The 13,452-nt window shown below is 33.2% G+C and carries 13 protein-coding genes; 9 read left to right on the forward strand and 4 right to left on the reverse strand.

Annotated elements, in window-relative coordinates:
* Positions 1-322 precede the first annotated feature (322 nt).
* The 6 genes from ABUA27_RS09700 to ABUA27_RS09725 all read left to right on the forward strand — a co-directional run bounded on the left by ABUA27_RS09700 (position 323) and on the right by ABUA27_RS09725 (position 7,757).
* On the forward strand, positions 323-1,762 hold the full coding sequence (locus ABUA27_RS09700) for a radical SAM protein (RefSeq protein WP_349820628.1): 1,440 nt from the start codon (positions 323-325) through the stop codon (positions 1,760-1,762).
* A 115-nt stretch (positions 1,763-1,877) separates the two neighbouring features.
* Positions 1,878-3,209 carry an MATE family efflux transporter gene (locus ABUA27_RS09705; protein ID WP_349820629.1) on the forward strand — a complete coding sequence of 444 codons (1,332 nt, stop codon included), beginning with the start codon at positions 1,878-1,880 and terminating at the stop codon, positions 3,207-3,209.
* 50 nt (positions 3,210-3,259) lie between these two features.
* Entirely contained in the window at positions 3,260-3,946 is a 687-nt protein-coding gene (locus ABUA27_RS09710; RefSeq protein WP_349820630.1) for a response regulator transcription factor, read from the forward strand.
* Positions 3,930-4,904, forward strand: a complete 975-nt coding sequence (locus ABUA27_RS09715) for an ATP-binding protein (protein ID WP_349820631.1) — start codon at positions 3,930-3,932, stop codon at positions 4,902-4,904. The genes ABUA27_RS09710 and ABUA27_RS09715 overlap by 17 nt, the downstream gene beginning before the upstream one ends.
* 103 nt (positions 4,905-5,007) lie before the next feature.
* Positions 5,008-5,766, forward strand: coding sequence for an ABC transporter ATP-binding protein (locus tag ABUA27_RS09720; RefSeq protein ID WP_129980944.1), 759 nt, complete (start codon positions 5,008-5,010; stop codon positions 5,764-5,766).
* A 2-nt stretch (positions 5,767-5,768) separates the two neighbouring features.
* The gene (locus ABUA27_RS09725; protein WP_349820632.1) at positions 5,769-7,757 is read left to right on the forward strand and encodes an FtsX-like permease family protein; all 1,989 of its coding nucleotides are present in this window, start codon (positions 5,769-5,771) and stop codon (positions 7,755-7,757) included.
* Between the two features lie 21 nt (positions 7,758-7,778).
* On the opposite strand, the gene ABUA27_RS09730 is transcribed toward ABUA27_RS09725, so the two are convergent.
* On the reverse strand, positions 7,779-8,765 hold the full coding sequence (locus ABUA27_RS09730) for an asparaginase (protein WP_129980946.1): 987 nt from the start codon (positions 8,763-8,765) through the stop codon (positions 7,779-7,781).
* Between the two features lie 57 nt (positions 8,766-8,822).
* Positions 8,823-9,455, reverse strand: coding sequence for a Crp/Fnr family transcriptional regulator (locus ABUA27_RS09735; protein WP_129980947.1), 633 nt, complete (start codon positions 9,453-9,455; stop codon positions 8,823-8,825).
* Between the two features lie 70 nt (positions 9,456-9,525).
* Here ABUA27_RS09735 and ABUA27_RS09740 point away from each other — a divergent pair, with 70 nt between their 5' ends.
* Genes ABUA27_RS09740 through ABUA27_RS09750 form a run of 3 tightly spaced genes read left to right on the forward strand, consistent with a single transcriptional unit; the run spans position 9,526 to position 11,486 of the window.
* On the forward strand, positions 9,526-10,368 hold the full coding sequence (locus ABUA27_RS09740) for a YitT family protein (protein WP_022424841.1): 843 nt from the start codon (positions 9,526-9,528) through the stop codon (positions 10,366-10,368).
* A 50-nt stretch (positions 10,369-10,418) separates the two neighbouring features.
* Complete coding sequence (locus ABUA27_RS09745; protein WP_192923992.1) at positions 10,419-10,904, forward strand: HD domain-containing protein; 486 nt, start codon at positions 10,419-10,421, stop codon at positions 10,902-10,904.
* Positions 10,905-10,934: 30 nt separating this feature from the next.
* Entirely contained in the window at positions 10,935-11,486 is a 552-nt protein-coding gene (locus tag ABUA27_RS09750) for an SOS response-associated peptidase (RefSeq protein ID WP_287846684.1), read from the forward strand.
* Here the strand turns inward: ABUA27_RS09750 and ABUA27_RS09755 are convergent.
* Both ABUA27_RS09755 and ABUA27_RS09760 read right to left on the reverse strand, forming a co-directional pair.
* The gene (locus ABUA27_RS09755; protein ID WP_349820633.1) at positions 11,457-11,924 is read right to left on the reverse strand and encodes a YbaK/EbsC family protein; all 468 of its coding nucleotides are present in this window, start codon (positions 11,922-11,924) and stop codon (positions 11,457-11,459) included. The two genes, ABUA27_RS09750 and ABUA27_RS09755, sit on opposite strands and share 30 nt — an antisense overlap.
* 77 nt (positions 11,925-12,001) lie before the next feature.
* The coding region (locus tag ABUA27_RS09760) for a hypothetical protein (RefSeq protein WP_349820634.1) at positions 12,002-13,452 on the reverse strand (1,451 nt) is incomplete at its 5' end.

Below are 13,452 nucleotides of genomic sequence, written 5' to 3' on the forward strand. Positions count from 1 at the left end.
TTTTTTCTAAATTATTCAAACTTGTTTTTAAGTTTGTCTTTTTTTATACGTTTTGATTGATTTTTGTTTCACACTTAATCCTCCCATCTATATACTCATTATAGCGTTAATTCTAGCATTATACTAATAATAGTGGGATTTAGTTTAAATAAAATTTCTGTAAAGATAGTGTAAAATTTGTTCATTTCATATATTTTGTAAGAATATAAAGCTATTTTTGGACATTTTCCTAAAAATGTCTAAATGAACATTGGTCAGTTTTATTGACTTTTATCAGTAACATTCTAAAATGAGGATTAGTGAAAGAGAGAGGATGTTGATTATGAATACATTAGATAAAGTATCACATGCAGCTGAAAGAAAAGCGATGGAAGTTGCGATTGATCATATTGTGAAGGGGTTGGATAAAGACCGTACAGGAGAATATTTGAAGCTCATTGACTTGGCTGAAAAGTTTTATGGTAAAGGGCTTAGTAAAGAAAGCTATGACGCAGCGAGAATTGCGGTACAGGATCCAAGCAACAAATGGGTGAATTACATTAATAGTGTGATTGATGAAGCTAATCCAGAATTCATTAAGAAGACAGCTTTGAATCTTGGCTATGAAGCATTCTTTAGAGGTACAAAAACAATCCGTGAAAACAGAAAAAAATATAATTGTAATATCCCTTGGCTCATTCTTTTTGATCCAACAAGTGCCTGCAATATGCATTGTGAAGGATGCTGGAGTGGTACTTATGGACATAAAAGCAACTTAACTTTTGAAGATATGGATAAGATTGTCACACAAGGTAAAGAATTAGGTGTCTATCTTTACTTATTAACTGGTGGGGAACCACTTGTAAAGAAGAAAGAAATCATTAAATTAGCTGAAAAGCATAATGATGTAGAATTCGCAATCTTCTCTAATTCTACTTTGATTGATGATGCGTTCTGTAAAGAACTTGTTAGACTTGGTAATATTACATTCTTATTATCAATTGAAGGTACTCCAGAAACAAATGATGCAAGACGTGGTGCAGGTCATTTTGAAGCTGTTATGAAGGCTATGGATCTCTTAAAGAAATATGGTATTGTCTTTGGTACATCTATCTGCTATACAAAATATAATGTAGAAGCAGTCACAAGTGATGAATTCTTTAAGATGATTACTGATAAAGGGGCTCGTTTTGGTTTCTATTTCCATTATATGCCAGTAGGAAACAACGCAGTTACTGACTTACTTCCTACAATCCAGCAGAGAAAATATATGATTGATCGTATTAGATATATCCGTTCTGATGAATGTAATATTAACTTCTATCCAATGGATTTCCAGAATGATGGTGAATATGTTGGTGGATGTATTGCAGGTGGTAGAAACTACTTCCATATCAACTCTAATGGTGATGCAGAACCATGTGTATTTATTCATTATTCAAATACAAATATTCATGATAATTCTATTCTTGAAATGTTGCAGTCACCTTTATTCATGGCTTATCATGAAGGACAGCCATTTAATGAAAACCATTTAAGACCTTGTCCAATGTTAGAAAACCCATCATTATTAAGAGAAATGGTGAAACGTACAGGTGCGCATGATACAAATATGGAATCTCCTGAAACAGCAGACCACTTATGTGATAAATGTGAAGACTATGCAAAAGAATGGGCGCCTATTGCAGAAGAATATTGGAAGGATCATAAGCATCCTCGTCCTAAATATGAAAACTATGCACCTAAGAGAATGGAAGAATTAGGCTTACGTAACGAAGAATAACTATGGGGCAGTAGAGATACTGCCTTTTAGTATGCAATTTAGTTATAGTGCCTTTCAGCATTGGTATTTTACTTTTATTTCTTTGTTGTTTAGAATGGTGTCATGGAGGTAAATTATGACATTCACAAACAAGGATTTAAAAAACATGATCATCCCATTGTTCTTTGAACAATTATTAGTCATGTTAGTAGGTATTATAGATACTTTTATTGTGAGCTTTGTGGGAGAAAGTGCGGTATCAGGGGTTTCACTTGTAAACTCATTTAATACAATCTTTATTTATTTGTTTACAGCACTTGCATCGGGTGGGGCAGTTGTGATCAGCCAATATATTGGACGTAAAGAACAAGAAGCCACTAACCGTGCTTCAGGACAGTTATTGATGTTTTCTATTGTCTTCTCATTTATATTGATGATACTTGTCTTGATTTTCAATGAGTCACTTTTAAGACTCTTATTTGGTCGTGTAGAAAACTCAGTAATGCAGGCTTGTATCACCTATTTAAGAATATCAGCTTATTCTTATCCAGCCCTCGCTATTTATAATGCAGGTGCTGCTTTATATCGCTCTATGGCTAAAACATCTACAACTATGTATATTTCTATCGCATCTAATATTATTAACTGTATTGGAAACTGCATAGGTGTTTTTGTTTTACATGCTGGTGTGGCAGGTGTTGCCTATCCTTCACTGATTGCTAGAGTTTTTTCTGCAGTAGTGATTACATTCTTATGCTTCAATAAGACACTGACTACTTATTATGAAAAGAAGCATATATTTGTATTTGATGCTAAGATGTTGAAAAGAGTATTGAATATTGCGGTTCCTAATGGGATTGAACAAGGGATCTTTCAGTTAGTTAAAGTAGCCTTGAGTTCAGTTGTTGCTTTATTTGGTACTTATCAGATTGCAGCCAATGGTGTGGCCCAAAGTATCTGGTCACTTGCAGCCTTAGTGGGTGTTACAATGGGTCCTGTCTTTATTACGGTCATAGGACAGTGCATGGGAGCAAAGGATATAGATAATGCACATTATTACTTTAAGAAGCTGATGAAGATCACAGTAATCTTCTCTATTATATGGAATGCATTCATTCTTCTTATTACTCCACTATTCTTACAATATTATCAATTATCATCAGAAACTAAACATCTAGTCTTTGTTTTGGTTATTATTCATAATATTTTTAATACGATTGCGTTCCCGTTCTCTGGACCACTTTCAAATGGATTACGTGCGACAGGAGATGTCAAATATACAATGATTGTATCAATCTTGAGTACAGTCGTCGTAAGAGGAATACTCTCTATTATATTTGGTATTACATTCAATCTAGGTGTGATTGGTATTGCCTTAGCAATGTGTGCTGATTGGTCAATGCGTGCTATTGTATTCCATTTACGTTATAAATCAGATAAGTGGACACAGTTTACTGTTATTGAATAAAGAGACATTTCGTCTCTTTTTTGTGTATAATGAATTAGAGGTGGTTATATATGCAGAAAATAATGATTGTAGAAGATAATGAAATTATTGCATCTTCTATAAAAAAACATCTAGAAAAGTGGAATTATGATGTGTTTGTAGTCAATGATTTTGAAAATGTCTTAGAAGACTTTAGAAACTATGAACCATTACTTATCTTATTAGATATCTCACTGCCCTACTATAATGGCTATTACTGGTGTCAGGAAATAAGAAAAGAATCAGAAGTACCGATTATCTTTATTTCTTCTACAAGTGAGAATATGAATATCGTTATGGCAATGAATATGGGGGCAGATGATTTTATTAATAAGCCTTTTGACTTAACGGTACTCACGGCTAAGTTACAGGCAATACTTAGACGTACCTATTCATTTAATAAAACACAAAATGTCTTGAACTATCACTCACTGACTCTTGATTTATTAAAAGGTGTCATTAGCTATCATGAAGACTCTATAGAACTCACTAAAACAGAACTTAAGATCATGCAGATATTATTTGAACATGCCGGACAGATTGTCTCTAGAGATACAATCATGGAAGCTCTCTGGCAAAGTGAAGCCTTTGTAGATGATAATACATTAAGTGTAAATATTAATCGCTTAAGAAAGAAATTAGATGCTTTTTCTTTACCACAGCTTATTCATACAAAGAAAGGGATAGGGTATCAGTTATATTATGAAGACATACATTAAAGACCATTATCGTTATTATCTTGTTTATCTGGTGATGATCCTCTTATTTGATCTGATCCTCTTATTATGTGATATTTCTATTTCATTGCTTTATTATCCTACCTGTTTATGTTTCTTTTTTGTGATTGTTTATTTTAGTTATGACTATTACAAATATAATAACAAGATCAAAGCACTTAAGTATGCTTTACATCTTGATCATATTTACTTAGAAAATATTCCGACTCCAGAGAATGCTTTAGAAGATTCTTATTATGCACTTGTAGATAAGATTATCCAGGCTAATATTGTCCTTAATAATCAGAAGGATACAAGCTATCATGAACTATCTGATTATATGACACTCTGGGTTCATCAGATTAAGACACCTATCGCAGGACTAAGATTACTCATACAATCAGGTGAGTTATCACCACATCTACTATCCATGCAGATATTACGTATTGAACAGTATGTGGATATGATGATGTACTATGTCAAGATGGGACATATGAATCAGGATTTAAAAATTGGTCATTATAAAATAGGGGATATAGTAAATGGAGTTGTCAAGAAACAATCCTTATTCTTTATTCATAAGAAGATTTCTCTTCAACTAGAAGAGCTAGACGAAGAAATAGTTACGGATGAGAAGTGGACTTCTTTTATTATTGAACAGGTTTTATCCAATGCCTTGAAGTATACTAAAGAAGGTTCTATTCGCATTTATATGAAGGGTTATACATTATATATAGAAGATACAGGAATTGGTATCAAGAAAGAGGACTTGCCTCGTGTCTTTGAAAAAGGCTTTACTGGTACAAATGGACGTATTGATAAGAAGGCGAGTGGATTAGGCTTATATCTTGTTAAGAATATATGTGATATTTTGGGTTATCCTATTCATATAGAGTCTGAAGTAAATAAAGGGACAACTGTTTCTATATGTTTTGAAAAGAAACCTCTTATTGTAGAGTAACTTACAAAATTGTAAGATAAGAGACTTATTCTGTAAGGTGAATCAATGGCAGATATGTTTCAAAATAATTAAACTATAGTTGTAACGAAGGAGGAAAACATATATGTCATTATTAGAAGTTAAAAACTTAAAAAAAGTCTATACAACACGTTTTTCATCTCAGCAGGTCACTGCTCTGTCTAATGTCTCTTTTTCAGTAGAAGAAGGGGAATATGTCGCTATTATGGGTGAATCAGGAAGTGGTAAGACAACACTTTTAAATATCCTAGCATCTCTAGATACACCGACAAGTGGCGAAGTACTACTTAACGGAGAAGATATTACTAAAATCAGTGAAAAGCATATTTCACAGTTTAGAAGAAAAAATCTTGGATTTGTATTTCAGGATTTCAACTTATTAGATACATTCTCTTTACGCGATAATATCTTTTTACCTTTAGTTTTATCTAAAGAAAACTATGATGTGATGGAAACTAAATTGAATCACTTAGCACCACAGCTAGGTATTGAATCACTACTGGATAAATACCCTTATGAAGTATCAGGAGGACAGAAACAAAGAGTAGCCGTCGCAAGAGCTTTAATTACTCATCCTCAGATTATCTTAGCTGATGAACCAACAGGTGCTCTGGATTCTAAATCTACAGATGATTTATTGAATATCTTTGATCATGTAAATAAAGAAGGACAGACCATTGTGATGGTTACTCATAGTACTAAAGCAGCCAGCTTTGCGAAACGTGTCTTATTTATACGTGACGGACAGGTCTATCATCAGATCTATAAAGGAGATAAGACAAACGAAGAGATGTATCAGGCAATCAGTGATACACTTACACTACTGCAGACAGGAGGTAAGTAATCATGTTTTATTTAAAACTTGCCCTGACAAATATTAAAAAGAATGGAAAAATCTATTTCCCATATCTTATTACAAGTATCTTTACTGTCATGATGTTTTATTGTGTAAAGTTCTTAGGTGGAGATAATGGCCTAAGAAAAGACAGTGAATCAGCAGCCATGATGATGAATCTTGGCGTGTATGTTGTGATTATATTCTCAGTCATATTCTTATTATATATAAATAGCTTCCTCATGAAGAATCGTAAGAAGGAACTTGGACTCTATAATATATTAGGAATGGAAAAACGTCATGTGATGTTGATTATCTTTTTTGAAACATTGATTGTTTATTTGATTTCTTTAGGGTTTGGTGTATTAACAGGTGTTCTATTCAGTAAGCTTATGATGCTTATTTTAGTGAAGATATTGGCTATTCATACATCGATTGTATTTAGTATTGATATGAATGCGATTTTGATCACAACTCTTCTCTTTAGTGTTATTTTCTTTGTCTCATTTATGATCAATGCAGCTTCTATTCGTTTCTCTAATCCAATCCAGTTATTAAAGGGTGGACAGGTTGGAGAAAAGGAACCAAAGACAAAGTGGTTGATGACTTTAATAGGTGTCATCACACTAGGTGCTGGTTATACAATTGCCTTGTCGATTGAAGATCCAATCACTGCCCTTGTCTTATTCTTTGTGGCAGTTGTACTTGTTATTATTGGTACATATGCACTCTTTACGGCTGGCTCTATTGTAATTTTGAAAATATTAAAGAAGAATAAGAAGTATTACTATCAGACAAATCACTTCATCAGTGTGTCTCAGATGATGTATCGTATGAAGCAGAATGCAGTGGGACTTGCTAGTATCTGTATTTTATGTACATGTATTCTTGTCATGATTACTTCTACATATACTCTTTATAGTGGCGTTTTTGATACTGTGAAAAAAAGTGTTCGTGCTGACTATAGTTATAAAGTAGGGAATATGGAAAAGGTGAATATGGATGAAGAAATCATCAACCTTGAAAAGGACATTAAAACATCTCTTGCTTCTAAAAATATCGGTATTTCTCAAATGGCTTCTTTAAAGTATTGTAATGTATTGGCTTCTCAAAATGGAACAGTTTTTACTGCGCCAGGAGAAGGTGGTAATAATAAGATTATTACAGTTCTTGGTATGACATTAGCTGATTACAATCGTATTTATAATCATCATGTCACTTTAAATGATCATGAAGTACTTTATAATTCTAATTATCATTTTAATCATGATTCAATGATGTTGAATAATCAATTGTATTCATTAAAGATGGTTAAGAATGATCCCTGGTTTGTCAAGGATGATATTGCGAATGTAAATTCAGATAGTATTACATTTGTATTCAAGGATGATGCAGCTTTAAAACAGGCACTTACATTTGAACATCGTTCTTCCCCTTCTTATGTTTATGAAATATTAGTGGATTATAAAGGTGGTTATTTCAATTCAAAGGCTGAAAAAGTCATGCGTAAAACAACACAGAATTTCACTTTGAAAGTCAGTGAAAAGAATGATGGTGAAATCAGTTATTCTAATATGACTCGCTATGATAACTACCAACTATTCAGTCAGATGTATGGTTCATTATTATTCTTAGGAATCTTTCTAGGTGTACTCTTTATGATGGCAACCGTATTGATTATGTATTATAAGCAGTTATCTGAAGGCTATGAAGATCAGAAAAGATATGAAATATTGCAGAATGTAGGATTGAGTAAAAAAGAAGTCAGACAGGCTGTATCTTCACAGGTATTGATTTTCTTCTTTCTTCCTCTTGTAGTGGCAGTTATTCATATGTCTGTGGCATATAATATGATCTTAAAGATGTTTAAGGTAATGATTCTTAATGCCCCTCAGATATTTATTACATGTACTGTTGTATCAGTGATAGTACTTACTATTCTTTATACTATTGTTTATTTCTGTACAAGTCGTACATATTATAAGATTGTAAGAAAATAAAAAAGGCTTTCGAGCCTTTTTTTAGTAGTTTAAGAAGTAATCGTTGATTACTTTTTTATCTTTTGTGATTGTGAGAGAAAGCATTAATAGAATACGTGCTTTATAAGGGGACAAGTTATTAGCCCCTAGACATACATGTTTAGGATCAAAATAATCATCCTGGAAGATAATACTGTTCGTTACACGGCTCGCACGTACAAAGATAATACCCTGATCAGATAATTCTTCAATACGCTGACGCCATTCTTTAGAATAGTTTCCGCTACCTGTTCCGACAATCACAATACCTTCATTATTTTTTGCTAGAAAGTCAAGAATATCAGGAGAAGCACCTACATAATAGTCGGCAATTGCGACATGAGCTAAATCTTTGATTGGTTTACGTGAAAAGACTGAATAAGTTGTATGTCTCTTTAATGGCTGAGAAGAGAAATAAACTTCATCATCCTTCATATAACCAAGATTAGCGAAAGCTCTCTGGTCGAAGGCATCAATCTTATAATTACTGATTTTCTGGATATCTCTACCGGAGAAAATAGTACTTGAGAATAAGCACATTACACCACGACCCCAAGCTTCACTATGACTTGCAAGCATAATGGCCTGGAATAAGTTAAATGGTCCATCGGCACTTGTTGCAGTTGCAGGACGCATCGCACCTGTTAAAACAACAGGTTTTAATGTATTGACTGTTAAGTTTAAGAAGTAAGATGTTTCTTCCATTGTATCAGTTCCATGAGTCACTACAATACCATCAATATCCTGCTGATCTGCAAGTTTATTAATATGTTCAGTTAAGATCAACCATCTTTGATCATCAATTTCATTAGAATCAACAGAAAAGAGATTATCTAAAACAATCTCAACACGATCTCTTATATCTGGAATAGAAGCCAATACTTCATCTACAGAAATAGTACCTGCTTCATAATTTGTTGTTTTACCTGCAGCGCCACTTCCTGCAATCGTACCACCTGTCGCAACAATCGCAATTTTTTTCTTTTTCATATTTTTTTACACCTCGTCAATAATTATATTTAAAACAAAACTTGAATGCAATAATCTCTATTCAGTGTGTTCTAGAATATGCTTCAATGTTTTAGAATCTGTTACAGAAACAATCCCATACTCATACAAAACAGCATTTTCCTCTTTTAATTTCTTCATAATACGTGATACAGTCACTCTATTCATATCTAAACATCCTGCAATATCTTCATGCGTATAAGGAATGGATTTTTTTCCGTTATCTGTTTCAATAAGAAGGAAGTCAGCTACTTTTTGCGTACTATTATAGTTCACTAATCTTTCAATTGTATGTGTCAAATAGTTGCATGTAGAAGTCAGATGCTGAAGCATAAGAATCATGAGATCGATATTTTTCTGTAATATAGGCATCAAATCAGTAATATGACAACGGATGAATTCTACATCAGTAATCGTGGCCATATTCGCTTTACGTACAGAATGGTTTAAAAAAGAACCATCACCAAAAATACGTCCTTTCTTTAATACCTCCAAGGTAATCTGTTTTCCCTGTGAACTGCTTAAATAAGCACGTACACGACCTTTGATTAAAAGATAGATATCATTTGCATCATCACTCTCATAAAAGATGACTGTCTTTGAAGGCAAGACACAACGTTCACCTACTGATTCAAATAAATAAAAATAGTTTTCTGGAATAATGATATTCATATGTCCCCCATTGTAGCCTAGGCTACTGTATTGCCTCTTTTTATCATTATAATATTCCTGGGTGATGAAAATGAAGGAAAAAGTATTATCAATGGTAAAAATTTTGGTTGGTGTCGCTTTGACTGATATAGCACTTGGTATGATTGTATTACCACAATCCTTCGCTGCAGGAGGTGTCACAGGGTTATGTGTTATTTTAAGTAAGATGATTCCATTACCAGTCTCAATTCTTGTATTAATTTGTAATGCAATATTATTTATATTAGGTTATATATTTATTGGTAAAGAATTCATTTTCAAGACATTGATTGTCAGTATTATCTTTCCATTTGGGTTAGATCTATGTCAGAAATATAATTTCTTAGCTGAAATGAGTTCTGATCCTTTAATGAGTGCTATTCTTGCAGGTGTCCTCATTGGGGCAGGGGTAGGACTTGTACTTTTAGGCGATGGTTCTTCTGGTGGTTTTGATATTATTGGTGTGATTTTACAGAAGTATTTCAAAGTCCCTGTTTCTATCGTTATGAATATATGTGATATTACAGTTATTTTGATTCAGGTGGCATCTAATCCCTTTATGAAGAATGTATACGGTATTCTTGCGATTATGATCTGTACTATAACAGTCAATAAAGTATTGGCATATGGTCAATCACAATGTGAAATCATGATTATGAGTCATGAATATGAAAAAATCAGAGAACGTATTTATAAAGAAATTGATGTTGGGCTCACGTTATTAAAAGCGGAAACAGGTTATTTAAGAGAAGATATGCAGGTCATTCTTGTGGTTACACAATATAAAAAGATTGCGACAATTAAGAAAATCTCTGTAGAAATAGATCCTACTTCCTTTGTTTTTGTGAGTGATGTTCATTCAGTCATTGGAAAAGGGTATACATTATCACGTTAAGACCTACGGGTCTTTTTCTTTTTGTGCTACAATAGATGCAGGTGATGAATATGTTAGAAGAATTAATGATGAAAATGATTGAATTTGATTGTGGAGATCCTAAGCGTATCCAGCATTTCATAAAGGTACATAGCTTTTCTAAATTAATTGGTGAAAAAGAAGGATTGGATGCACATACACTCTTTGTATTAGAAGCAGCTAGTATTTTACATGATATTGGAATACGTGTATCAGAAGAGAAATATGGCTTTCAAAATGGAAAACTGCAGGAACAGGAAGGTCCTACACCTGCAAGAGAAATATGTACTTCTTTAGGATTTAAAGAAGATGATATAGAAAGAATATGTTTCTTGATTGCCCATCATCATACATATACTGATGTAGATGGAATAGATTATCGTATCTTGTTAGAAGCAGATTTTTTAGTCAATGCATTTGAAGATAATGCTTCTATAGAATCTATTCAGCATGCCAAAGAGAGTTTTTTTGAAACAGAAACAGGTAAGCGTATATTAGATACAATGTTTAAGTCATAGTTTTTCTATGACTTTTTTTGGAGGGTTATTATGTGTGGACGTTACTATCTAGATGAACAATTGAAATATGACTTGACTAAATGGGTCATTATTTCTGATGGACATATATTTCCTTATGGAGATATTCATCCAGGAGAAGAAGGCTTTATTATTTTGAGGGGTCATTATGGAGACTATAAGACATGGGGTTATCCATTAAATCAAAAACGTGTCTTTAATGCACGCATAGAAACAGTATTAGAAAAGAAGATGTTTAAAGAAGATGCAGTAAAAAGAAGATGTATTATTCCAATTAGTGGTTTCTATGAATGGGATAGAGCACATGCGCAATATCTATTTACTAATAATCATATTCTTTATCTTGCAGGCATCTATCATGATGACTATTTCACAATACTTACAAAAGAAGCAGAAGATATCATCTCAGGAATCCATTCAAGAATGCCTGTCATTGTTTCATTTGAAGATATAGATTTATGGCTTGATGAAGGAAGAGTATACAAAAAAACCAAAGACTCTTTAGAAGTCCTTGGTTCTCATAAACAAATGTCATTAGATGATATCAGTGACATCAATCCATGATTCCTGGTGGGCATATTTTTCTAGTTCTGGAATAGTGAGCTTAATAGCGCTATTAGGGCTGCCACATGCTGGATAAACATGATCAAAACGTTCTAGAGACTCATCAAGATAGACTTTAATACCTTCTTTTAATCCAAAAGGACAAACACCACCTACTGGATGACCAGTCAAAGATTCTACTTCATCCCCATGAAGCATCTTAGCTTTCTTATGAAAGAATGATTTATATTTCTTATTGTCGATTCTTGCATCTCCGGCCATTACAATCACAATGACTTCATCTCCGACATGAAAAGACATTGTTTTCGCAATTTCCTGTTCCTTACAGCCAATAGCTTGTGCTGCAAGTTCCACAGTCGCATTTGATACAGGAAACTCTACAATATGTGTATCCATATTATATTGTTTGAAATAATTCTTCACTGAATTTAAAGACATAATAACTCCTCCTATCAGCATACTAACTAGATATGTTTATAAGGATTATAGCACAAAAGCTGAGTTTTTCAATAAACTCAACCTTTATTTTCTTCTTGGATAGAAAGAATCAAAGCACCTAACAATCCATATTCCTTGAAATGTTCAATAAAGTGAATATCAGGAAGATATTCTTCTGGAAAGTATTTCTTTAATAATTCTCTTAACTCATGTTTATTAGTATATTTACATGATACGATCAATATTTCAGGATCATAGATAGAAATGACTGCAGCAGCTTGATAGGCAAGGAATTTTAATTGTTCCTCTGGTGTCTTTTGAAATTGTTCTCTGTTAAATGGCAGATATTTGGCTTCTCCTGCTATCTTATGCGCTCCCTCTATTAATTGTCCTTTAAAGACAGAACCTATACCACAAGGACTCCCCATGGATGGCTGATAAAGAAATGAGATTGTCTGGTATTTATTCTGTGAAATATAATAACCAGATACAAGGGTATTGACATCATTAAATAAATAGAAACGTTTATTTGGATAACGTTTATTAAGTGGTCCTAAGACATTGATTCTTTGGTCACGGAAGTCCATATAACCATCTCGAATGATTCCCGGAAGACTAATTCCAATAATAGGAATATCTGGATGAAAGAGTAATACTGTATCAAGGATATCAAAGAGGTCATTTACTTGAAAATCAAACTTAACGACTTCATTATCTAATAGTGTTTTATTATTTTGATCAAAAACACGATAAATCATTCTTGTACGATGACTTGTGCGTACTGTTGCGATGGTTAAGATCTTTGTCTGGTGAGGCACTGGACGACTAATGACAGGTAAACGAGCCGTAGTTGGATGACGACGAGACGATAAATGTTCATCTAAGAATTCTAATAATGCGCCTGCATCATATTTTGCGAATATTGTAGAAGGAATAGTCAGTACTGTCTTCTTTTTAAAGCATGTTTCTAGTTTTGTCTTTTTAGAATTCACTTGTGGTGCCACAAGAATCACATCATAATTCTTCGCAATATCATAGAGTTCATGATAAGCAATTGCATCAAATTCATAGTTTTTAGATAAAAGCATAGTCGCTTCATTGAGTTGTGCAGCAAACATACCTGTTGTGAGGCCACTTGTACATGTTAAAAGAACACGAATAGGAGGTTCATCGATCAATTGTTTAACACATTGAAGCATTTCTTCATATAACGAAATCGCATGATTCATAGTATGCATTTGAAAATGAAGATAGAAGTCTATCTTATCAGTGACAAGATTTGTGACTGATAATTCAATCAGGTTATGGTCATTAAATACTACTTCGGCATGACAATAAGGAGTTGTAAGAATAATTTTTTTACTTTCTTCTTTAATATCACAGCCTTCAATAGACTGAATGAGAATCCATTCCTTGAATAATAATGTATGTATATCTCTTAAAAATTCATCCATAATTTCCTCCATTTCCCCGCGCCTTCGTTGCGCGGACACAAATATATAACCAAACTCAAATCCCCCAAAACTCT

The organism is Catenibacterium sp. RTP21428st1_D7_RTP21428_210409, assembly GCF_040227455.1.
Taxonomy (GTDB): domain Bacteria; phylum Bacillota_I; class Bacilli_A; order Erysipelotrichales; family Coprobacillaceae; genus Catenibacterium; species Catenibacterium mitsuoka_A.